The sequence below is a fragment of the Spirosoma harenae genome, from assembly GCF_054776975.1.
This window is the reverse complement of record NZ_BAAHBD010000006.1, coordinates 442467-466424: the sequence shown is the minus strand read 5'-3', so window position 1 is coordinate 466424 and position 23958 is coordinate 442467. Positions and strand designations below refer to the sequence as shown.

The window sequence follows — 23958 nt, the reverse complement described above, 5'->3', positions numbered from 1 at the left end:
AGTGATAAGGGATGAATGTTCGATCATAACTCATCGTTCATCACTCATCACTCTGATCGTAATGATTTTATGGGATTCATCAACGCGGCTTTGATACTTTGGAAACTGACGGTTAGCAGCGCAATACCGACGGCTAATATACCTGCCAGGGCGAACATCCACCACTCAATGTCAATTTTATACGCAAAATCGGCTAGCCATTGGTTCATCATGTACCAGGCAATAGGCGACGCAATGACAATGGCAATCAAGACAAGTTTCAGGAAGTCTTTGGAGAGTAGACCAATCAGGCTGGGAATCGACGCGCCTAGTACTTTGCGGATGCCGATTTCTTTGGTCCGTTGCTCGGCCATAAACGCAGCTAATCCAAATAAACCCAAACAGGCAATCAGGATTGCTAATATGGCAAAGGTCAGCGCAATGGTACCAATGCGTTGCTCAGACCGGTATAATTGATCGAAACTATCGTCCATGAACTGATAGCTAAAGGCCTGACCAGGAGCAATCTGTCGCCATTTCGCTTCAATTTGTTTGACAAGTGCGGGCAAATCGGCGCTGCTAATCCGGAATGAAGCCGCTCCAGAATTGGGGGCAAGGAACATTGATAATGCCCCAATGTCGCGACGGAGCGATTCATAATGGAAGTTTTTAACGACGCCAACTATAGTAAAGGTTTTGCGCTCTTTTAGCTGAGCATCATTGTATCGCCAGATGCGTTTGCCAACGGGATTTTTAAATCCAAATACCCGTACGGCGGCTTCGTTCAAAATAATGCCCGCCGAATCTGAACCGAATTTGCTGGAGAAATCGCGACCCTGAACTACCTTCATTCCCATTGTCTTGACGTAGTTATGATCAACTGCCCAACTTTGCATGCTGACGCCTTTGTTCATATCGGTTTGCCCTTCAGCGAAAAATGAATTATCACTGCGATTGGATGGCGTGGGTAGATAGCCCGAAATACTGCCGTTGACTACACCCGGTAGACGCAGAATTTCCTGACGGAAGGCTTCCGCCTGATTGCCAATAGCATCTACACCATAAACGGTAAGCATCTCATTGCGGTTAAAACCCAGGTTTTTATGCTGAATAAACGTAATTTGACGGTAAACAATGATAGTGCCGACAATAAGGATCACTGACATTGCAAACTGAAAAATGACCAATCCGCTACGTAGTCCGGCACTTCGGAAGCTTACGTTGATTTTGCCTTTCAATACCGTAATTGGCTGAAACGAAGAGAGAAAAAGCGCTGGATAGCTTCCGGCTAACAAGCCAACGACAATCGGTAATGAAACGAGAACAGGGAAATAATAAGGGGATACTAACTGGCTAAGAGCCAATTCTTTAGCCGCGAGAGAGTTGAAGCTTGGCAGGGCCAGCCCAACTATAAATACAGCCAGCACCATTGCCAGTACGGTTGTCAGTACCGATTCCGTCATAAATTGGCCGATCAGTTGCTGCCGTTCAGAGCCCATCACCTTGCGAACTCCCACTTCTTTAGCCCGATTCGCTGAGCGGGCCGTCGCCAGATTCATAAAGTTGATGCAGGCAATCAACAAGATAAACAGCGCTACCGCCGAGAAAATGTATACGTATTGAATATCGCCGTTCGGTGCCAGTTCTACTTGCTGTTTCGAATGGAGGTGGATATCTGTTAATGGGATAAGCCAGAAAGCAATACTATTCCCTGCCTTGCGAAACTGGTCCATCGTTGCGCCGATGAATTGCTGGGCTTGCGGACCAACGTATTTCTCAATGACCGTATCGAAGTTTTTCGCAAATGCTTGTACATCCGTACCCGGTTTCATCAGAATATAGGCGTGGTGATTATTGCTGAGCCATTGCCCCCAGGTATACTTATCATTCAGCATACTCAGGAAGAAATTACTCTGAAAGTGTGCGTTCCTAGGCATATCGCGCATGACACCCGTGACCTTAAACGTCTGTTTATTATTGAATACCAGCGTCTGACCCATTGGATTCTGGGTTCCAAAGTGTCGTTTCGCAGCCGATTCGCTGATGACTACCGAATTGGGTTCGGCCAGTGCCCGTTTAGGATCGCCCGATATGAGCGGCAACGTAAAGACATCAAACAGCGTTGAGTCGGCAAACGTAATGTTGTCTTCGCGCAAATTGGTCGACTCGCCTGTTCGCTTGACAGACCATGTTCCCTGTTGGTGAAGGCGTACAAACTGCTCTACCTGTGGATAGTCTTTCTTCAGCGTCGGACCGATCGGGTCTGGCGAAACCGCAAAATGCATATCGTTTCCGCCAAATTTGATGTCGGACTGTACCCGATAAATTCGGTCGGCCTTTTCATTATAACGATCATAGCTCAGCTCGTCCAGTACGTAGAGCATGATGAGCATACAGCAGGCCAGACCCGTAGCCAGTCCAAAAATATTGATGAACGTAAATCCCTGCTGTTTCCGAAGGGTCCGCCAGGCGATTTTGAGATAGTTGAGTAGCATAGGGCAGAGGGTTTTGGGTAAATGGCTAGCTATAGTTTTGTTTTTCTTACTGAACAACGGGTTTACCTTCTGAAATAGCTTTGATCATGGTTTCCACATTGCTCTTATTTACTGCGTTGGGTGCCAGTGGTAACGCTGCCTGTAAATAAGGTAAGGCATCCTTGGGTTTGCCAATCGCTATCAGCGCTCGACTCATACCGAGGTTCGTCGTAAACTGATTTGGGTTTTTGTCATAATTAGTTTTAAAAACTACGTAGGCTTCCTGATTCTGCTTTCTAGCTAGTAGGCTTCGGCCATATTGGTGAAGCTCGTTCATGTTGCCCATCGGTATAGCTTCTTTCATCAACGCTGTCGCTTCGTCGGGTCTGGACATGGCCGATAGAATAGCTGCTTTGGTACTCAATGTCTGAAAGTTTTTCTGACCAACGTAGCGGGCAGTAATGGCCTGATCGGCCCAGATGAGTCCCTGCTTCAGATCGTGGCTGGTTTCCAGGCAATACGTAGCGGCTTGCACCAAGGATTGCCAGGTAAAGCCCGGTTTTGAAAGTAATTCACGTCGGAAGGAAGCCATTTGCTGGCCGACCAAATCGACACTAACTGTGAACGGAATCATACGCTTTTCCCATGACAAGGCCACCGCTGCCGAACTATCCGTCTGGTTTATAAATGAATAGGTTAACCATTCCACCGATTTGTCGAGCGATTGATTCTTTACCGTAACGCGTAAAACATCCATCGCCGGATCGTAATAGTAACTGCCCCAGGAGACAACGATTTTGGAGAAAATGACGGTGGTTTCCTGTTCGCCAAGGTTCATAAATAGCCCGTATGTGCCAGCCGCCAATGGCTTGCCTTCAACCCGTACATCATTCGAGAATGTAATATCTGTAGTCTCATTTGCCCCAGCTCGCCAGGGAGCGGGTTGGCCGGGGCCGTAGCCTAAATCCTGAAATCCGTAGTGAGCAATGGGGGTTCCCCAGATTTTTCCTTCGCGCCCTTTCACACCGGGCCGATCGTAATGGACAGTAACAGAAGTCAGACCAATTTGCTCTGAAACCGATGCTTTTTTGTTTCCGCCAATCGGTGCCGTTGTGAGCTGCGCCTGACTGACAAGCGAATACAAGCATAAGCTGATAAAGACTATTGGAATACGCATGGAGTCAGGTAGGTGTACGTCATTCTACATAACCTCAAATGTTATGCCGTGTATGTAATAGTTTGTTAATCAGTGGTTTATGCTTGAGATGTGCCTTGAAAATGTCCGCAATTGGACAGAGAGCGGACAGACGCTAAGTCTGTTTTTTAGGTTAGTCATTTTGTCTACGAATGAATCATTGAATCCTCTATTTTTACGGCAATACTCCATTATGAAACTGCTGGCTAATGAAATATACGTCTGTCTTACTGTTTGTATTCCTGCACTGGGTAGGGGGCGCATTTGTTAAGGCGCAGGTAGTCAAAAATCCTACACCAGTAGCACCAGGTCAAGGTGGTGTCTGGACTGATACGGATGGGAAGTTTATTAACGCACACGGCGGGGGTATGCTTCAGCACAACGGAACCTATTACTGGTTTGGTGAAATCAAAAAAGGCAAAACCTGGCTCGTACCCGGTCAGGATTGGGAATGCTATCGCGTACCGGCGGGGGGGATTTCCTGTTACTCTTCCACGGATTTAAAAACCTGGAAATTTGAAGGTGTAGTGTTATCGGCAACGACCAACAACCGTAAAAGTGATCTGGATACGAGCCACGTCATCGAACGGCCCAAAGTGGTGTATAACCAAAAAACAAAGTTATTCGTCATGTGGGTGCATATTGACCATAACGACTATAGCTATGCGCATGCCGGTGTGGCCGTCAGTACGAACCCAACCGGACCCTATCGGTACTTACGCAGTATAAAACCTAATGGACACGACTCACGCGACATGACAGTCTTTCAGGACGATGATGGGAAAGCGTATTTGATTCACTCATCGGAGGCAAATAATACCATTCTGATCACCCTCTTATCCGATGATTATCTGCGGGCGACACCAACCTATGTTCGTGCGCTGAAGAACAAACGGCGCGAGGCTCCGGCGGTGTTTAAACACGCTGGCAAATACTACATGATTACTTCCGATTGTACAGGTTGGAGCCCAAGCCCAGCCGCCGTTGCTGTTGCTGATTCGCCTTTGGGTGATTGGGAGTTGCACGACAATCCCTGCGTAGGACCGAATGCCGAAACGACGTTTCAATCACAAAGTACGTACGTACTACCGCTCGACGCAAAACGGGGTAAATTCCTATTCATGGCCGATCGCTGGAACAAGTCCAATCTCGAAGATTCGCGCTACCTGTGGCTCCCAATGACGGTTACGCCCGAAAAAGTAGAAATCAAATGGCAAGTCAATCGGCCATAGGCTACTCTGAACGTAAACTTTTGACTGGATTTGCCAGCGCAGCTTTTATACTTTGAAAACTAACGGTGAGTAACGCAACGGTCAGCGTAAGCAGTCCTGCCAGCGCAAACATCCACCAATCGATGGAAATTTTGTAAGCAAATTCATCCAGCCATTTGCTCATAGCCCACCAGGCGAGGGGTGACGCAAGCACGAGCGCGATCAGTACTAACACAACGAAATCTCTTGATAATAGTCCGACAATACTGCTGACCGATGCGCCCAATACTTTACGAATCCCGATTTCCTTCGTTTTCTGCTGCGTAACGAGCGATACGAGTCCGTAAAGACCTAAGCAGGAAATCAGAACCGCCAGTCCGGCAAAGTAGCCGATTAGTTTACTCAATCGCTGTTCTCGTTCATACAATTGAGCAATTCGTTGATCTAAAAATTCATAGCTAAAGCCTTTCTCCGGGAAATAGCGATCCCATTCCTGCTGAATAAACTTAAGCGTTTCGGTTTTGTCCTGCGCCTGAATTTTGATCGAAAACAAGGCTAAAAGCGGTTGTTCAATCGACAGCAACATACCATCGATGGGCGCTTGAAGTGATTGATTATGAAAGTCTTTCAGAACGCCAACAATCTTCCCTTCTTTTCCTTCCAGAATCACCGTTTTCCCGATCGCTTCGATGGGCGATTTCCAGCCAAACTGTTTTACACCTGTTTCATTGATCAGGAAGGCCGCCGTTTTGTCCGTCGGATAAGCTTCGGAGAAATCCCGGCCTGCTACGAATTTCAACCCAAACGTCTGCGCGAAATTATGATCGACGGATACGGTGCCAATGAATTGATTGTCATCAGGTTTATGGCCTTCTACGATCACATTTCGTCGGACAGAACCATCGGCCATTTGCCGACTGGAGAGCGTTACGGCCTGAATGTGCGGGTTTTTGAGCAGAATTTCCCGGAACGTCTTCAGTCGACCATAGGTGCTATCATTTCGGGCGCTAAAGACATTGGTGATTTTTTCATTACGCGTATTCGCCGTAATCATAAATTCCTTATCGAAACCCAGCGGCCGATTCTGCATGTAGCGTAGTTGTTGAAACGCCACCAACGCGCCGATAATCAGGGCAATAGAGGCTACAAACTGTATGCCCAATAGCACTTGCCGCACCGCACCGCCTTTCGCTTTTCCGCTGACAAAACTTCCTTTCAGTGTAGCGATCGGTTGAAAGCCAGATACGAAAAAAGCTGGATAACTGCCTGATAATAAACCAACCAGCAACGTAATCCCGACAAACGACAACAATAGCCAGCCGTCGGATAATAGATAACTGATTGTTAGGTGTTTGCCCGTTAACGTGTTCAGAATGGGCAACAGCCAGCCAATTAAAATCAGCGAGAAAAACAAAGCGACGAGACTAAGCAACATCGACTCGCCAATGAACTGTGCAATTAATTGCTGCTTTTCGCTACCCAGCACCTTGCGGATTCCTACTTCTTTTGCTCGTTTCAGCGACCGGGCTGTAGAAAGATTTACGAAGTTGATGCAGGCAATTAGCAGTGTCATTAGAGCGATACCAATAAACACGTACAGGTAGGTGATGCTGCCCGATGGTTCTGGAGTATTCTGTGCATCGGAACGAAGGTGAAAATCGCGCATTGGCTCCAGCTTGTACACAATGTCTTTGGCGAACTGCTTGTTGGCGTGGGTCAGCAGGAATTGTGGAAACCGCGCATTGACTGTTTCTGGTGATTTTCCTGGACGTAGCAAAACGTAGGTGTAACTATGAGAAATAACCCAGTTCTGCGGAAGATTTTGTCGAACCGCTTCATTTTCAGTAGCAAACATCGTCTCGTAATTAGCGAGTAAGTCGATGCGAACGTGCGAATTATCGGGTAATTCGTCGATCACGCCGGTAATGCGTAAGGGATGTTTTCCTTCATACAACAGTGTTTTGCCTATTGGATTCTGAGTGCCGAAATACTTCCTGGCAACCGCATCAGTGATGATTACCGTGAATTTGTCACGCAGTGCTGTATGCGGATTGCCTTGCCGGAAATGGAAACTGAAAATGTCTAGCAGCGTTGAATCGGCGAAGAAAAATCGCTCTTCATCGTATTTAAGGTGTTTGCCCTGACGCTGATCAGCTACTTCGATGGTGGCATTGCTTCGGAAAAGCCGGGCAGACGTTTCAATCTCCGAAAAATTACTGGTCAGGATGGGCGAAACCGGGGGAGGAGTTAGTGCCAGCGGTTGGTCCAACCCGGCGAATTTAGGTAGGTACGAAATTCGATAAATGCGGTCGTATTTCTGCTGAAATGTATCATAGCTGAGTTCATGCCGAACGAACAGCAGAATCAGAAAACAGCACGTCAGCCCAACCGTCAGGCCGATGGTGTTGATCAGCGAAAAACTCTTTTGCCGCAGCAGGTTCCGATAGGCGATTTTGATGAAGTTTTTGAGCATAAGGCATAGGGTTTTATGGCATGGGGCAAAGGGTCGAAATTGTTATAATGTTTACCCCATGCCCTCTGCTATTCAGATCGAAGTGATTTTATGGGATTCATCAGAGCTGCTTTAATGCTTTGGAAACTCACGGTTAGTACAGCGATACCGATTGCCAGCAGGCCCGCTAGTCCGAACATCCACCACGAAAGAGAAATTTGATAGGCAAAACCTTGTAGCCATTTCGTCATGACCCACCAGGCTAGAGGTGAAGCAATGACAATAGCCATGACAACCAGTTTCAGGAAGTCGGTTGATAAGAGGGCAACAATGCTGGCGACGGATGCGCCCAGTACTTTACGGACCCCGATTTCTTTGGTTCGTTGTTCGGCCGTAAAAGCGGCCAGCCCAAACAATCCCAGACAGGCAATGAAGATAGCCAGACAGGCAAACAACGTAGCGAGCGTGCTTACAACAGTTTCACTTTTGTAGACTTTCTGATAATCGGAATCAACGAATGAGTACGTGAAAGGAAATTTGGGATTCAGCTTCTTACTCAATGATTCAAGGCTGGCCAGAGCTTGCTTAGTTTGTCCCGGTTGTGTTTTAACTAGGATATTGCCCCATGCCCAGGTGTCGGCTAGTCGAATGATAATGGGTCGGATCGGAACGTGTAATGAGTTGAAATGAAAATCTTTAAGCACGCCCACAATTTTACCCGAACGTTTTCCAAATCGGAGTGGCTGCCCAACCGGATCTTTATAAGGAAGCCGTTTAGCTGTGGATTCATTGATCAGATAGTTGGTGGTATCAGTACTAAAACCAGGCGAAAAATCTCGTCCCCGAACTAAGTTCAGACCCATAGTTTTGACGAAATCGTAGCCAACCCATGTATTGTTAAACTGAATCGCGAGCGTCGGATCTTTTCCAATCCAATGTACACCATCGGTCGTATTACCGTTTTGCAATGGATTGGTTTGCATTTGGGTAACAGACTGAATACCGGGCATTTGCAGTAGTTCCTGTTTGAACGTCTGGTATTTCTGTGCTAGGTTGCCTTCGCCGGGAATTCGGATTAAGTTTTCACGGTCGTAACCAAGATTTTTTGTCTGGATAAACTGAAGTTGCCGGTAGACCACGACCGTTCCAACAATTATCAGAATCGACAGAACAAACTGAAAAACAACCAGACCTCGCCGGAAAAATTGCGCTCCTGCCCCAAATCGAAGTGTACCCTTCAGGACGCGGACCGGCTTAAGCGACGATAAAAATAGGGCCGGATAACTACCCGATAACGCTCCGGTAATCAGCAACAAACCCACTAGGAATATCCAGAAAACAGGTTGCTCTATTGGTAGAATCAGCTGTTTTTCTGTTAGTTGGTTGAATACGGGCAAGGCTAATTTACATAGCCCGATGGCTAGCCCGAGCGACAGAATGGCCATCAGAAAAGCCTCGCCCATAAATTGCCCGATAAGTGAACCCCGTTCAGCGCCAATCACTTTCCTGACGCCCACCTCCCGCGCTCGTTTGGCGGATCGGGCCGTGGCCAGGTTCATAAAGTTGATACCCGCAATGAGCAGCAGAAAGGCGGCTACAATGATAAACAGTCGTACATAGTCAATCCGTCCCCCGTCGCGTTGCCCATTTTTAAAATTCGAGTACAGATATGCATCTGTTTCGGGTTGTAGAAACAGTTCGATGTTGAACGTAGCATCAATGTCCTTGTTCCGCCCTTTCAGAAACGATTTGAGCTTGGCATCAACCGCTGCCGGATTAACATCGGCCCGAAGTTGGAGACGCGTTCCAGGGCCACCGTTTTCCCAGGTAGTTAACCAAGGCTCACGCTTTAAATACCGATTCCAGTTAAGCAGAAAATCATATTTATCGGTTGAATTATACGGCAGATTCTCGAAAACAGCCGTTACCTGATAGTCCTCCCAATTGTCGAATCGAATGGCTTTGCCGAGTGCATCTTGCGGGGTTTTAAAATAGGCTTCAGCTACTTTTCGGGAAATTGCCACCCTGTTTGGCGCGTTGAGCGCATTTTCTGCCGTTCCTGCCAACAGTGGAATGCTGTACATTCTGAACCAATCGGCCCCAACGAAGCAACCGGTTTGGCGAGATACATTATCGCCCACACTAAGAATGTGATTTTCTTCCGACGAAAGTCCGGCTGCATAAACCACTTCGGGAAACTGTCGTTTGAGCTCGTCGGCCAGAATGCCCGGTGTGTCTTCGTCTGTAACGATACGCCCATCTGCGATTTCATTCTCCATGATTCGATAGAGCGAATTCGCGTTAATGTACTGTTTGCCAATACTCAGCTCATCCTGAACCCACAGTAAAATGAGCAGGCTAGAGGCCATACCCAATGCCAGCCCAAGAATATTGATGATCGAAAACGTCTTGTTTCGGATCAGGTTTCGGTAGGCGATTTTAAGATAGTTCAGTAGCATAATTGTTTTGTGTTTATAGAAACAGAACATGCTCTGTCTCTACGTTATTCGGATCGTAAACTCTTCACCGGATTCGTCAACGCAGCTTTGATGCTTTGGAAACTGACCGTCAGTAGAGCAACGCCAACAGCCAGCACACCGGCCAGGGCAAATATCCACCAGTCTATTGTGATTTTATAGGCAAAGTCCTGTAGCCATTGATTCATAGTGTACCAGGCAATCGGGCTGGCAATCAGAATGGCAATGACGACCAGCTTCAGGAAATCTTTGGAGAGCAGTGTAACAATACTGCCAACAGACGCGCCCAGCACTTTTCGAACCCCGATTTCTTTGGTCCGTTGTTCGGCCGTAAAAGCAGCCAGGCCAAACAATCCCAGACAGGCAATCAAAATAGCTAATGCTGAGAAGACCAGTACAACCTGAGCCGTTCGTTGCTCTGATCGATAGAGTGTGTTCAGAAAGTCATCCAGAAATGTGAATTCGAATGCAGAATCGGGCAAATCCTTTCGGAATACGCTTTCTAATTGGCGCATTGTTTCGGGCAGATGAGCCGTTTTGGTTTTGACAAGCAGGTAAGGGCGTGACTCCGTATCAGCGTTGTGGAATGCGTAGGCACCAATGGGGGTGTGCAATGATTCGAAATGAAAATCATCGACAACGCCGATGATCTCGGCCCGATCCCAACCGAACAGATTGTGGGCTTTCTGACCAATGGCCTTTTGCGGAGTATAGCCTAGATAAGCAACTGCCGTCTTGTTTAGCACAACCTGTACGGTTGTATCCTTCTCGTCTTTGACCGCTGGGAGTGTTTGGCCTGCCAGCAATCGCAAACCCAGTACGTCAATGAATTCTTTCCCGACCCGGTTGGTCTTGATCGCCATACCACCATTTGGATTGTCGGATTTGGATATTGACCGCCCGCTACCGCCATCGCCAGGAAAGGCTTGAGCCCGGCAAACATCGACAACGCTGCTGAGGCTTCGGTAATCGTTCATCAGGGCTTCAATCTGGGCTTTGTCTTTCGCAGCCGCCGTCATCACAGCCAGCACCTGCGTAGGTTCGTAGCCTAATTTCTGTGCCTGAATAAACTGCAATTGTTTATAGAAAATGGCGGTACAAACAATCAGAATGACCGAAGCCGCAAACTGAATCACAACCAGCGACCGTCGGAACAAACCCGCTCCTGACTGATTTCGAAACGTTGTACTCAATAAGTATTTTGGCGAAAATGACGATAGGTAAAACGCTGGATAAGACCCTGCTATCAGAGTAATCGTCAGCCCAATTAGTAATAAGCCAATCGGTACTTCGGGCGATAAAAGCGCCACAAACGGAAGTTGCTTACCCGTCAGTTGGTTAAAAAGGGGCAAACTCGCTGTAACGATGCCGATGGCCAGCCATAAAGCAAGAAAGACCATCAGACCTGTTTCCAGATAAAATCGACTTACCAAATGCCGCATCGACGCGCCAACGGTTTTAATAACTCCGACTTCACGGAACCGAATCTGGGCTTTGGCCGTAGAGAGGTTCATGTAGTTGATGCTGGCAATCAATAGAATCACGATTGCCAGTACAAGCAGAATTTTTACCTGCCGGAAATCGCCGATACGGGTTGTACTGGCATTGGTAATATCGGCGGAATGCAGGTGAACATCCGTCAGCGGCTGGAGCCAAAGCGTAAACCACCGGTCTTTTTCTGGTACGTTTTTGGCCAGAATACCCGCCATTTGCTGCTCAACTTTAGCAATTTGAGCCTGTGGAGTGAGTAACAGATATGTTTCATAACTGGCATTACTCCAGACCAGATTTTTAGCCCAGCGAACACTACTGAACGAGCCAATCAGATCCGCATCGAGCGTCGAAATACCGGGAAAGTTGGCATATACACCCGTCACTTCCAGTGTATCTCGGTTATCGACGTACAGGACTTTACCAATTGGATTATCGTTGCCGAAATACCGGCTGGCCGTTTCCTGACTAAGAACTACCTTATGCGGACTATTCAGTGCTGTTTTCGGATTCCCCTTAATCATCGGAATATCGAAGACATCGAATAAACTACTATCGGCCCAGTACACATTCTTTTCGGCAAACTTCCGGTCGCGGGAACTGACAAAAGCAGTTTGGCCGAAATTATGCCGGAGCAGTCGTACCTGTTGTTCTACATTAGGAATGTCGGCTTTGAGGGCTGGGCCAACTGCGTTCGGTGCGTTTGCCCACTTCATGCTTTTCCCGTCGAACGTAGCGGTTACACCAATCCGATAAATCCGATCGGCTTTACGATGATAGGTATCGAACTGAAGTTCATCTTTTACATAGAGAATCAACAGTAGGGCGACTGCCAGACCCGTAGCGAGTCCTATAAGGTTCAGAAACGTGAACAGGCGATTTTTCAACAGACCTCGCCAGGCGATTTTGAGATAGTTAAGTAGCATAGTTTGGGAGTGATGAGTGATGAGAGATAAGCGATGAGTGTTCGTTCATCACTCCGAGCGTAGTGATTTTACGGGATTCATCAGGGCCGCTTTGATACTTTGGAAACTGACCGTTACCAGAGCAATGACGATTGCCAGCAAACCTGCCAGGGCGAACATCCACCATTCGATAGTAATCTTATAAGCGAAATCCTGTAGCCAGCGATCCATGATGTACCAGGCAATCGGACTGGCAATCACAATAGCAATCAGGACCAATTTCAGAAAGTCTTTCGAGAGTAAGGCAATTAGGCCGGGAATAGATGCGCCCAATACTTTGCGAACGCCAATTTCTTTGGTTCTCAGGCGAATCACATACATTGCCAGCCCTAGCAGGCCCATGCAGGCAATAAAAATGGCGAGCATGGCAAACAGACCGAAAATTCGTTGTGCCACCTGCTCCGACTGATATAAATCGCTCCAGTCGGTAGCCAGATAAGAATAGTGAAACGGCTGGTCGGGCAAATAGCGTTTCCAGATACGTTCGACCTGACTTACGATAGCTCCCGGATCTTCGGCACGAACGCGTATGGCAAGTTGATTGTCGGCTCGGCGAAATAATCGGTTATTCAGGATAAACAGGGGACTGATTCGCTGATGCAGTGATCCAAAATGGAAGTTGCGCACAATACCCACAACTGTATAGGTAACGGGAGGTCCATCGCGGGTAACGAAGTTATCAGGGCTCGTAATTTGTTTGCCAACCGGATTCGTAAGGCCCACTTGTTTTGCGGCTTCTTCATTCAAAATGACTGAGAGCGAATCATCAAATTGCCGACTGAACGGACGTCCGGCCAGCATAGACATTTGCATTGTTTGCAGATATTGTTCATCTACCACGCAGCCTTTACCCGTAACCGTCTCATTTTCGCCGTTTTTACGGAACGAAATGCCAAAAAAGCCTTCTTCGCCTGGTGCGCTGCTGGTGCCGCCTACACTAGCAACGCCCGTGAGTTTTGCAACTTCCTGTTTGAACGCTTCGGTATTATTCGCCAGAAAAAAGGCGCTTTTTACGTTTACGACCGACTCTTTTGTGAAACCCAGTTCCTTTTGCTGGATGAAACTCAATTGCCTGAAAACCACAATCGTACTAACGATCAGTAGTACTGATATCGCGAACTGGAATACGACTAATCCATTACGCAGCAAATGCCCTTGTCGAGTTGATGAAAATTTGCCTTTCAGTACTTTGATTGGTTCGAAGGCGGATAAAACACCTGCCGGATAACTACCCGCCAACATCCCCACGGCAATGGCTCCACCCACCAGTAATGGGAGCGTTTCCCAGCGAACCAACGAACTGATAGTAAGTGATTTGCCAGCTAACGTATTAAATGGCGTAAGTAGACTGGCAACCAGCAAACCGGCAATGACCAGACTGAGCAAACTCAGCAAAACGGATTCTGTCAGAAATTGAGCGGCCAACTGTTGTTTGGTCGATCCAAGCGATTTGCGAATACCAACCTCCCGTGCTCGCTCCGATGATCGGGCCGTCGCCAGATTCATAAAGTTGATACAGGCAATCAGCAATACGAAAGCTGCAATAATGGAAAAAATCGACACCAGTGACCGACTACCATTCGGCTGATATTCAGATTCGAGATGTGAATCGAGGTGGATGGCGGGCAGGGGCTGAAGGAAATAGTAATAGCCGTTACCAGCTTTTATATATTCTCGATACGAAACACCAAAATTGCGTTGAACTTCGCCAGCCGCGTATTTTTCGACTACAGCAGGCAGTTTGGCTTCAACGCTTTCAGGGCGGGTGTTCGGTCGGAGGAGCAGGTACGTATGTGCGGCAAAGCTGATGTGATTGGGACGTTCATCATTTTGAAAACCGCGCGTAGAAGAAAGGAAATTAAACGAAAAATGGGCATTGTGCGTCGGATCTGCACAAATGCCCGTTATTTCCAGTTTCGGCCCCTGAACAATCTCAATCATCTTCCCAATCGGATTGGCAGAACCGAACAATCGCTTAGCCGTGCTTTCGGTCAGTACGACCGTATTGGGGCGGCTGAGCACCTTATCGGGAGTGCCTTGCAGAAAGGGCGTCTGAAAAACCTGAAAGAATGTAGAGTCTACGGCCAGAAACCCTTTTTCCTCGAGTGTTCGCCCATCCAGTTTGATTAATGTAGGCTGGTTATTCCCGAACGTGAAGACTCGAGTCGTTTGCTCTATTTCGGGGATTTCCTTTTTTACCGACTGGGCGTAGGAGGGAGGAATAATAGCGTATTTCGTACTTCGGCCGGGGTATTTACGCTCCAATGCCATTCGGTAAATCCGCTCCCCATTTGCCCAGTGCTGGTCATAACTTAACTCGTCGGAAACGTAGAGCACAATGAGCAGGCAACAAGCCATACCGATTGCCAACCCAGCCACATTAATTACCGTGTTGACTTTGTGTTTCGCCAGATTACGTAGCGCAATTTTGAGATAGTTTTTTAGCATAGGGCATAGGGATTTGGGCAGAGGGCTTGAGGGTGGAAGATTTTTAACCCCATACCCCGCGCGCTCTGCCCCATGCTATTTATTCACTTCGTAAACTCTTCACTGGATTCATCAATGCGGCTTTGATACTTTGGAAACTGACGGTAACTAAGGCAATGACAACGGCTAACAAGCCCGCAATGGCAAAAATCCACCATTCAATGTCGGTTTTGTAGGCAAAATCAGATAGCCATTTATCCATAGCCCACCAGGCTATTGGGCTGGAGATCAGGATGGAAGCCAAAACCAGTTTCATGAAATCTTTGGATAATAAACTGACGATACTGAACACCGATGCGCCCAGTACTTTACGAACGCCAATTTCCTTGGTCCGCTGCTGAATCGTGAGTAGGGCAATAGCAAACAAACCCATGCACGACAGGATAATGGCAATACCCGCAGCCGACGAAAAAATGTTGGCAAGGCGCTGCTCCTTTCTATACCAGCGTTCGGTGTTTTCGTCCAGAAACGAACCGATAAATTCCTGCTTGGGCGCTATGGTTTTCCAGGCAGCTTTTATGGCCTCCATCGATCCTGTCAGATTCTGCGGATTGACCCGGACCAGAATGTACCGAATGGGGAAGTTTGATTGCATTTGCAATGTAATGGGTCGGGCTTCCTGATGCAGCGAATACAAATTGAAATCCGATACGACTCCTACAATTTGAAATTCTTTCTGGTCGGGTTTAATGAATTTACCGACTGGATTTTTTTCACCCAACGCTTTTGCCATGCTCTGGGTAATGAGTATTGATGTGCTGGAATCGGTACTGAACGAAGGGCTAAAATCTCGTCCCTGTATCAGCTTAATACCCATTGTTTTCAGGTAATCGGTATCGATACGGAGCCAATCACAAGCTACGTCGCGTTTGCCGTATTGGAAGCCAAATACCATCCGGGAAGAATTTCCATCCAATCCAGCCCCAATATTTACGCCTGATCCAGAAACAGCAACAATATTCGGCTGATTGGCTAATCGGGTACGCATGGTTTTCAGGGCGTCGTTGCCATTCAACTCGGTGCCAACCGGAACGCTCACAACCTGCTCTTTATCGAGCCCCATCGGTTTTTGCTGGAGATAAGCAATCTGCTGCCGAACAATCAATGTGCAAACAATCAGCAGACAGGCAATCGTAAACTGGGTGACGATGAGTGAATTGCGCAACAAACCCGGCCGACTTACTTTGATTTTCCCCTTTAATACTTCAACCGCGTTGAAGCGGGTTACGAACCAGGATGGGTAGCCACCTGCGATCAGCGTAATGAGTAAAAAACACGAGGCCGTTACTAGCAAAACGGTTGGTTTCAGAAAGTCACTAATGGCGAGTTGGCTTTGAAATAGCCGATTGAAAGTCGGTAAAAGGCTGTACGCTAAACCTAATCCAATGAGTAGAGCGACAAAGCAAAGTAATAATGTTTCTCCCCAGATTTGCCCGAACAATTGACCTCGTTTGGCTCCCAGCGATTTCCGAACGCCCACTTCGCGCGCCCTCGACAGCGATTGTGCAATAGTCAGGTTAATGAAATTGATGCAGGCAATTGCCAGAATAAACAACCCGACAAGCAATAAGGTAAATACGTAGGTTTTGCTAATGCCTAGTCCGTGCGTTATTTCGGTATCAAAATGAACATTTAACAACGGTTGAAACAGTAAACTCCGCTGAAAACCCATTTCATTTTTCGGATAGCCTCTTTTCTGCCGTTCATTGATGTCGCTGGCAAAGTATTTATCCATAAACGCCTGCGTTCGGCGTTGCAGCGTCTGCGGATCGGTGCCGGATTTCAGCTTGATAAATACATTGTGATTGCCATGGTCCCAGCGACTTTTAAATTCCTGATAATCACCTGCATTTTCGCTACGAATTAGCGCGTCAAATTCGAACGTAGAGTTTTTTGGGGAATCACTAGCCACACCCGTTACGTTGAACGTTTGCCAGCTATCATTCACCCGAAGTTGCAGCGATTTGCCTACAGGCTCTTCCTTGCCGAAAATATCTTTGGCCATCGTCGCGCTGATGACAATGTCACTCAGGCCATTCAGGGCAGTTTTCGAATTTCCTTTCTGAAGTGGAAACGTAAACATTTGCAGAAAATCAGCATCGGCCATTCGTACATTTTTCGTGTAGGTCTGATCATTGCGCCGAATGCTGGCATTTCGGTCAAACCAGCGGGTAATGCCTTCAATTTCTGGAAATTCAGCTTTGAGAGAAGGCGAAATCGGGTATGGCATGGTCGCTCCTTTATCCGGGCTACCATCCAGATTCGACGACAGAAAATACAGCCGGAAAATCCGATCTGCAGCAGTATGAAAGCGATCATACGACAATTCGAATGTCGCCGTCAGAAATAACAAAATTCCTGTTCCGAACGCTATTGATAGCCCAATCAAGTTGATGAGCGTATGTGTCCGATTCTTCCAGAGGGTGCGGAATGCTACTTTCAGGTAATTGCGAAACATAACTGTTTTGTCGAATTATGTGTATTGAAGAGGCTAAATCAAAAGAGAATCAATTTTCTCACAGAAATCCCGGCGGCCCGGTTCAGACATTCCATTTCACTTTCCCCGACTGCGTTATTCTGAGCGAAGCGATTTCACCGGATTTACCAATGCCGCTTTGATACTTTGATAACTTACCGTCAGAAAAGCAATCAGAATAGCCAGTACACCCGCTAGTGCGATGTACCACCATTGAATTTGAACGTGGTATGCGAAGGATGCCAACACCGTTTTGCCCAACCACCAACCCATAGGAGCACCTATCAGAATGGCAAGAAACACTAACTTGAGGAAGTCCATCGAAAGCATTGTGGTAATGCTGGCGACGGATGCGCCTAACACTTTTCGAACGCCAATTTCTTTCGTACGTTGACGAGCCACCAAGGAAATCAGTCCGAAAATTCCAGCGCAGGCAATCAGGATTGCAATGATGGTTACGAAACTGATCATTCGCCAGATATTGTCGAGCGACCGATACGCCCGCGCGATGTCGTCGGATAAATAGGAATACGTAATTGAACGTCGGGAAGGAATTTTCTTGAACTCCCGTTCCATATCGGCAATCAAAGCGGGGGCTTTAGTTGGACTGGTGATTCGTACGGCGAGAAACTCACTCAAACTTTCAGGACCGCTATAGTATTGGAGCATGGGCCCGATTCGGTCAGTCAAGTTGCGGTAGTGGTAATCTTTTGTGACGCCAACGACTGTATAGAGTGTTGATCCATTTAGTTGCCGGAGTTTTTTTCCGACAGCTGTTTTCCAGCCAAATGCCCGCATAGCCGATTCGTTGATGACTACAGCATTGTTGGCCGAATCAGCAGGCGTCATATCAGAAAAATTACGCCCTTCCAGCATTGGAATTCTGTATGTCTCTGTAAAGTTGACCGCTCCGCCCATATGGCGCAGGCTCACCTGCTGCTTTTCATTGCCGTCAGGATAATAACTGTTGAAGTTGTTTTGGTACGAAACGGGCGTATAATACGTACTCGTAAACGACACCACATTCGGATTCTGCCGAAGTCGATTTAGAATGCCTTTCCCTTGTGATAGAGCTGTTTTTCCATTACGGAAAGCCAGATCGGTTTTGAAGATCAGGACATTTTCCTTGTCGTACCCCAGATCGGCTTCCTTCATAAATTTGAGCTGCTCGCGCATGCCAATCGTTCCCAGGATCAGCACAACTGCCAGGGCGAACTGCAATACAATCAGACTATTTTGACGGAATCGCCCACTTTTGGGGCTAGCCGAAAGTTTACCTTTGACAGCCTCAGTGGTTTTTAATCCCATCAGATAGATAGCCGGGTATGTTCCTGCTAACAAAGCCACCGTTAGGGCCACACCAACCACTGTTAGAATTGTTGGATAATCCGTTGCCAGATTAATAACCAACTGCATGTTTTCACTGCGCAACTGGTTGAAATTCGGGATGAGATAATAGATGGCAAACGCTACCGAGAGCACGAGGGAGAGCGTTACTACTAATCCAGACTCTGTCCAGAATTGTCCAAGCACTAATCGGCGGGTAGCGCCCACTACCTGACGCATCGCTACTTCTTTGGCACGAGGAAGGGCCGACGCCGTATTCAGGTTTATGAGGTTGACACTAATGATAAAAAGTAGAAATAAGGCAATAATAATGGCTCCTTTAATTAATCCGGGGAAGGACGGATTGTCGGTATAAATAAAGTTTTTGTAAGCACTGACGAGCAAGGTTCGTTTTTGCCCATCAGTTTTATAATGTGCTTTGACTAATTGAGGCAATTTGGCTTGCAAACGAGCTGGGTCTGCACCTTCGCGTAGTAAAATAAAGGTTGTCGCAAACGTATTGTACCAATCCGCACTTTCTCGAAATCCTGGAACGTCATATAGATTGGATGTCGGTAAGAGTACCTCGAATTGCTGTGATGAGTTGGAAGGTATTGGTGCCAGAACGCCCGTTACGGTATACTGTAGCGTATCGTCGACGGTTACGTGCTTACCAACCGGATTTATTGACCCGAACAGATTGGTAGCCACTTTTTCGCTCAACACTACAGACCGTTTGTTCTGAAGTGCTGTAGTCGGATCGCCAAATTTGAGTGGGAAGGTAAATACGTTGAAAAAAGTCGAGTCAACGTAGGAGGTTACTTCCTGAACACTTTTATCTTTATACTCGATCCAGGGGTAATACCAATTCTGATTGTGTGTACCTGTCTCAATTTCAGGATAATCCCGCAACATTTGATCCAGTAACGGATATACCGTCTGATTGCTGACGTCACTTTCGGAATGTTTTGTCTGGATGCAATAAATCCGATCCAGATTTGCGTGAGCGGTGTCCCAGGTCAGGCATTTTTGGGCAAACAGAATCAACACAACCACACAAGCCAGCCCAACCGACAAACCCAATACATTTATCGTCGTGAACAACTGATTGCGCCAAAGCGTACGAACGGCGATTTTGAGATAGTTCTTGAGCATAGAGGTAAGGGCTTAGGGCATGGGGTTAAATAACAGAACCGGGATTTAGCTGATTTAGGGATTAAACTGATCTTGTTTGGATTCGCCAAAAGCGCTTTACAAAATCAGTGTAATCCCTAAATCAGCTAAATCCCGGTTCTTTATACGTGGAAGTTCTCGGTTACCACTTTGCCGTCGAACAGGTTAACAATGCGGTGAGCAAAGCCAGCGTCGTAGGGAGAGTGGGTTACCATGATGATGGTCGTTCCTTCATCATTCAGTTCACCCAGCAATTTCATTACTTCCTCGCCGTTTTTCGAGTCGAGGTTACCCGTCGGTTCATCGGCCAGGATCAACTTGGGTTTTGCGACAACGGCCCGGGCTATAGCTGTACGTTGCTGCTGACCACCCGATAGTTGCTGCGGGAAGTGGTTCCGGCGGTGCATAATGCTCATACGCTCCAACGTTTCTTCAACGCGCTTTTTACGCTCATCGGCAGGCGTTTTCAGATAGAGCAGTGGCAGTTCGACGTTTTCGTAAACGGTCAGTTCGTCGATCAGGTTGAAACTCTGGAACACGAAACCGATCGATCCTTTACGCAACTGAGCCCGTTGACGTTCGGTCATTTTGGCTACTTCAGTGCCGTAGAAGTTATACTGTCCATCACTGGGATTATCCAGCAGGCCAAGTATGTTTAGCAGCGTGGATTTTCCACAGCCAGAGGGGCCCATGATGGCAACAAACTCGCCATCTTTGACTTCCATGTTGATGCCGTTAAGGGCGGTGGTCTCTACTTCTTCGGTAGCGAAGAGTTTTTGCAGGTCAACTGTTTGGATCATTGTTTTGTGTAGGGTTGTCCGAACCGGGATTTAGCTGATTTGGGGATTAAACAGATTTTGTAGATAGGCACTTCGAAGAAGTGAAAACAAAATCCGTTTAATCCTTTAATCCGTTCAATCCAGGTCAGAATTCAAGTACTTCGTTATCACCAAAATTTTCATAAGAACTCGTAATGACTTGCTCACCCGGTTCTAAGCCAGTTAAGACTTCGTAGAACTCCGGATTCTTGCGACCCAGCGTAATGGGTCGTTTCACCGCCCGTTTGCCCGACTTATCGACAACATAAACCCAGTTGCCGCCTGTGTCGGAGAAGAAACCGCCCACGGGTAATAAAGTAGCTTTTGCGGCTTTGCCTAACTCCAATTGGATTGGCGACGATTGACCCCGTTTGATGCCTTCAGGAGCGCCTTTCGGGAAAACCATATCGACTTCAAATCGACCATTTCGAACTTCAGGATAGACGCGACTGATTTCAATATCGTGCATTTTGCCATTGAACTCGAATGATCCTTTCAGACCCGAAAAAACCCGGCTGATGTAATGTTCATCGATACCAACGCGCATTTTAAATCCGTTCAGATCGTCAATCTGGCCGATGTTTTGACCCCGGTTGATGTTTGAGCCTACTTCTACGTCAATGCTTGATAATTGTCCTGACACCGGCGCTTTTACAACCAGGTTATCGAGTGTCTGCTGCCAAAGAGCGACATTTTTCTGCGTACGTTGCAAAGTGCCTTCCAATTGTTTGATCTGGAATTTCGCATTCTCTTCCTGATACTTCTGTGTTTCGATCTCAATCGCACGTTGGCTTACCAGTCGGTCATACGCACGCTTCGCTTTCAGATAATCTTCTTCCGAGACGACTTTATCTTTAAATAACTTCTCCTGGCGTTCGTAAGTGTCTTTTGTCTGAGCAATTTGGGCATCTACGTCAGCAAGCGTTTTGCGCAACGTAAAACGTTCGATCTGAATCCGTTGACGGGTATTTTGCAGGTCGTTCACAAGTCGGTTGGCTTCTGTTTCAGATTGCAGGAAGCTCAATTTCAGGCTCTGGTTTTCAAGTTTGAGTAATACTTCACCTTGTTTAACCATGTTACCACCTTCAACGAGTTTCTGAGTAACATACCCACCTTCGATGGCATCGAGCCGAATGGTTTTCAGCGGTTGAACGACGCCCGTAACGGCGATGAAATCTTCAAAAGGCCCCGTTGTAACGTCGGAAACGGTTATTTTATCTTTTTCAACATTCAGCTTCGACCGTCGATCGGCGAAGACAAATGTGTAGGCCAGTAAGCCTATCAGGAGTGCACCACCACCAAAAATAGCGATGCGTTGTGTGGTCCAAAATCGTTTAGGTAAGACGCGATCCATTACAGTAATAATTCGAAAAGAGTGAAAAAGTGAAAGAGCAATTCAGGCTCTTTACGATTTGCTGTTATGCTTGATGCCAATAGTCATGCCAGTTGAGGATGCGTATTGATAATCAATTGTTTAACTTTTGTAGAAAAGATGCCAATGTCCGCTTTCGGACGGGTTTTGTCCGCTTTTGTCGGGAATATCGTTTACCATCTTATCGACGGGTAGTTTTACCAGATAAATCAATTTCGGCCAATATGTAGGGGGCCAGGGTTTTTGATCGGGTTGCGGGATTCAGAAAATCATACGTTAACTCGCTGATATGGTAATAAGGAAACACCGCCAGCGTACGAAGTGGAAAACCACGATGAGCCAATGAGTCGGCTTCTTCAGCCGAGGTAAAGATCTGATTTCGACCTGATTGGATTTGTTTTTTTAGCGCGGTATCATTGCGAGCGTAATACGTAGGCATCTCGGTATACAGCTCATAGGACCAGAAACTTCCCCCGCCAACGCCCGTACCCGGCTCGTAAAGAATGGTTGGTCGTTGCGAAGTTTTAGGTAGTTCGTTTGTATACCGAGCGGCTACCATCCCTGCCTGATAATGTAAAAAAGTAGGGTACAAAAATAAATTCAGCGCGACGGCCAGCACCATCATAGCACTCATCATCCGCCCGGTTAGGGATAGTAAAGTGGTGGACCGAAAAAGCACGAACGTTGCCATTGTAATGACGACCACCCAGCAAATACCACTGATCATCTGATTCGGTTGAACGAGCCACAGCAGTGCAATCGCTATAGCCATAATTAATAAGCCAACAACAGTTTGTCCAATAGCCCAGCGACGGAGCGGCACAGGCTGGAGATTGGCCAGAAACTGAGCCGTCAGGATCGCGAAAAACGGAAAAACAATATTCATGTAATGGGGCAACTGAAAACTCGACAAGGAGAACAGCGCAAACGTAGCCAGTCCTGAACCGAGCGTGACGTACTCAGGCAAAACCGATTTGCGTTTAATCAGGCCACTAATCGCTTGTCCAACGCTCACATACAAAGGCAACGACCAGGGAAGAAAAGCCCATAACAGCGTATGCACAAAGAAAAATTTATCGCCCTCGCCCTTGATCGGTCCTGTATTGAAAAATCGCCCAAATTGACTATCCCAGAAAAAGAAACGAATTCCCGATACGCCCGTTTTTCCGAATACTACTTTCTCCGGATGTAGATCGAATTGCTGATATAGACAGTATATTTCGGGCAGGGTGAATACGAACGATAACGCAATGGCAACGTACCACCGCCAGTTCAATAGCTCGCGCCAGTGACCAGTCAGTAGCCAATGGAGTCCCAATCCTGCACCAATTGGAATTAGCACGAAGCAACCTTTTGTCATCAGGGCGCATCCTGTCAATAAAGAGCCAAGTAGCAAGTGATAAAAACGTCCTCCGAGAAACACGCGGTAGAAATGGTACACTGGTCCGATGATCAGGGGCATTAAGTACGGTTCAGCCCGTACGTCACTATTGGACAATACACCGTGAAACGCCGTGAGAAGGACTAAAACTGCTACTTGGGCAACTGATTTTGAATACGTAAGCCGGGCAAATGCGTACGTATAGACTCCACTGCTGAGGAAAAACAGTAGGGCTGGGAACTTGTATGCGAACGTATTGATGCCAAAAATTTGGTAACTTAGTGCTATAACCCAAAATGGGAAATGAGGCTTGTCGAGCCAGTCTGTACCGACAGCATAGAGGTTGACGAAATCGCCCGTTTGCGCCATTTGTTTGGCAATGCAGGCGTAAAGCGCACCGTCAATTTCGATGACAGCAGGATACAGCCCGGTTGCATTGATAAAGATGCCAGCAACAACAAGTCCGTAAAACCATCGGTCAGTGAAACGAGAAGAAACGTCAGTCATTAAACACGTATCAAATAACAAACGATGATTGGTCTGGATGAAAAAACGTTGGTTGCGGTTTTTAACCACTCCTCCCTATCCATGACCATTCATGATAAATTAACGATCAAAGTACGCAAGAAAAGCTTAATTCGTTGTTGAAACAGCACTGGCGTGCAACAAATCGGCTAACTC

The 23958-nt window shown here is 47.0% G+C and carries 12 protein-coding genes; 1 reads left to right on the top strand and 11 read right to left on the bottom strand.

The features are described from left to right. Positions 1-47: 47 nt before the first annotated feature. Both ACYVE4_RS05635 and ACYVE4_RS05630 read right to left on the bottom strand, forming a co-directional pair. Positions 48-2474 (bottom strand): ABC transporter permease, encoded by a 2427-nt coding sequence (locus ACYVE4_RS05635; protein ID WP_460995995.1) that lies wholly within the window; start codon positions 2472-2474, stop codon positions 48-50. A gap of 46 nt (positions 2475-2520) precedes the next feature. Further along, complete coding sequence (locus tag ACYVE4_RS05630) at positions 2521-3630, bottom strand: DUF2911 domain-containing protein (RefSeq protein ID WP_460995994.1); 1110 nt, start codon at positions 3628-3630, stop codon at positions 2521-2523. A 227-nt stretch (positions 3631-3857) separates the two neighbouring features. On the opposite strand from ACYVE4_RS05630, the gene ACYVE4_RS05625 reads away from it, so the two are divergent. Continuing rightward, complete coding sequence (locus ACYVE4_RS05625) at positions 3858-4880, top strand: glycoside hydrolase family 43 protein (protein WP_460995993.1); 1023 nt, start codon at positions 3858-3860, stop codon at positions 4878-4880. Position 4881: 1 nt separating this feature from the next. Here the strand turns inward: ACYVE4_RS05625 and ACYVE4_RS05620 are convergent, their stop codons facing one another. The 9 genes from ACYVE4_RS05620 to ACYVE4_RS05580 all read right to left on the bottom strand — a co-directional run bounded on the left by ACYVE4_RS05620 (position 4882) and on the right by ACYVE4_RS05580 (position 23784). Then, a complete protein-coding gene (locus ACYVE4_RS05620; protein ID WP_460995992.1) occupies positions 4882-7332 on the bottom strand; it encodes an ABC transporter permease in 2451 nt (816 codons plus the stop codon). A 68-nt stretch (positions 7333-7400) separates the two neighbouring features. Next, positions 7401-9770: an ABC transporter permease gene (locus ACYVE4_RS05615; protein WP_460995991.1), complete on the bottom strand. Its 2370-nt coding sequence runs from the start codon at positions 9768-9770 to the stop codon at positions 7401-7403. Positions 9771-9814: 44 nt separating this feature from the next. After that, positions 9815-12205, bottom strand: coding sequence for an ABC transporter permease (locus tag ACYVE4_RS05610; protein ID WP_460995990.1), 2391 nt, complete (start codon positions 12203-12205; stop codon positions 9815-9817). Positions 12206-12253: 48 nt separating this feature from the next. Then, positions 12254-14692, bottom strand: a complete 2439-nt coding sequence (locus ACYVE4_RS05605) for an ABC transporter permease (RefSeq protein ID WP_460995989.1) — start codon at positions 14690-14692, stop codon at positions 12254-12256. Positions 14693-14771: 79 nt separating this feature from the next. Beyond that, positions 14772-17189, bottom strand: coding sequence for an ABC transporter permease (locus tag ACYVE4_RS05600; protein ID WP_460995988.1), 2418 nt, complete (start codon positions 17187-17189; stop codon positions 14772-14774). A 114-nt stretch (positions 17190-17303) separates the two neighbouring features. After that, complete coding sequence (locus tag ACYVE4_RS05595; protein ID WP_460995987.1) at positions 17304-19688, bottom strand: ABC transporter permease; 2385 nt, start codon at positions 19686-19688, stop codon at positions 17304-17306. A 140-nt stretch (positions 19689-19828) separates the two neighbouring features. Then, a complete protein-coding gene (locus tag ACYVE4_RS05590) occupies positions 19829-20506 on the bottom strand; it encodes an ABC transporter ATP-binding protein (RefSeq protein WP_460995986.1) in 678 nt (225 codons plus the stop codon). Positions 20507-20630: 124 nt separating this feature from the next. Then, on the bottom strand, positions 20631-21878 hold the full coding sequence (locus tag ACYVE4_RS05585) for an efflux RND transporter periplasmic adaptor subunit (RefSeq protein ID WP_460995985.1): 1248 nt from the start codon (positions 21876-21878) through the stop codon (positions 20631-20633). 199 nt (positions 21879-22077) lie between these two features. Beyond that, positions 22078-23784: an ArnT family glycosyltransferase gene (locus tag ACYVE4_RS05580; protein WP_460995984.1), complete on the bottom strand. Its 1707-nt coding sequence runs from the start codon at positions 23782-23784 to the stop codon at positions 22078-22080. Positions 23785-23958: the final 174 nt, after the last annotated feature.

Excerpts from the sequence above, each read along its gene's own strand:
- ACYVE4_RS05600 (WP_460995988.1), bottom strand. The coding sequence starts at position 17,189 with ATGTTTCGCAATTACCTGAAAGTAGCATTCCGCACCCTCTGGAAGAAT.
- ACYVE4_RS05630 (WP_460995994.1), bottom strand. The coding sequence starts at position 3,630 with ATGCGTATTCCAATAGTCTTTATCAGCTTATGCTTGTATTCGCTTGTC.
- ACYVE4_RS05590 (WP_460995986.1), bottom strand. The coding sequence starts at position 20,506 with ATGATCCAAACAGTTGACCTGCAAAAACTCTTCGCTACCGAAGAAGTA.
- ACYVE4_RS05635 (WP_460995995.1), bottom strand. The coding sequence starts at position 2,474 with ATGCTACTCAACTATCTCAAAATCGCCTGGCGGACCCTTCGGAAACAG.
- ACYVE4_RS05625 (WP_460995993.1), top strand. The coding sequence starts at position 3,858 with ATGAAATATACGTCTGTCTTACTGTTTGTATTCCTGCACTGGGTAGGG.
- ACYVE4_RS05610 (WP_460995990.1), bottom strand. The coding sequence starts at position 12,205 with ATGCTACTTAACTATCTCAAAATCGCCTGGCGAGGTCTGTTGAAAAAT.
- ACYVE4_RS05620 (WP_460995992.1), bottom strand. The coding sequence starts at position 7,332 with ATGCTCAAAAACTTCATCAAAATCGCCTATCGGAACCTGCTGCGGCAA.
- ACYVE4_RS05585 (WP_460995985.1), bottom strand. The coding sequence starts at position 21,878 with ATGGATCGCGTCTTACCTAAACGATTTTGGACCACACAACGCATCGCT.
- ACYVE4_RS05580 (WP_460995984.1), bottom strand. The coding sequence starts at position 23,784 with ATGACTGACGTTTCTTCTCGTTTCACTGACCGATGGTTTTACGGACTT.
- ACYVE4_RS05615 (WP_460995991.1), bottom strand. The coding sequence starts at position 9,770 with ATGCTACTGAACTATCTTAAAATCGCCTACCGAAACCTGATCCGAAAC.
- ACYVE4_RS05595 (WP_460995987.1), bottom strand. The coding sequence starts at position 19,688 with ATGCTCAAGAACTATCTCAAAATCGCCGTTCGTACGCTTTGGCGCAAT.
- ACYVE4_RS05605 (WP_460995989.1), bottom strand. The coding sequence starts at position 14,692 with ATGCTAAAAAACTATCTCAAAATTGCGCTACGTAATCTGGCGAAACAC.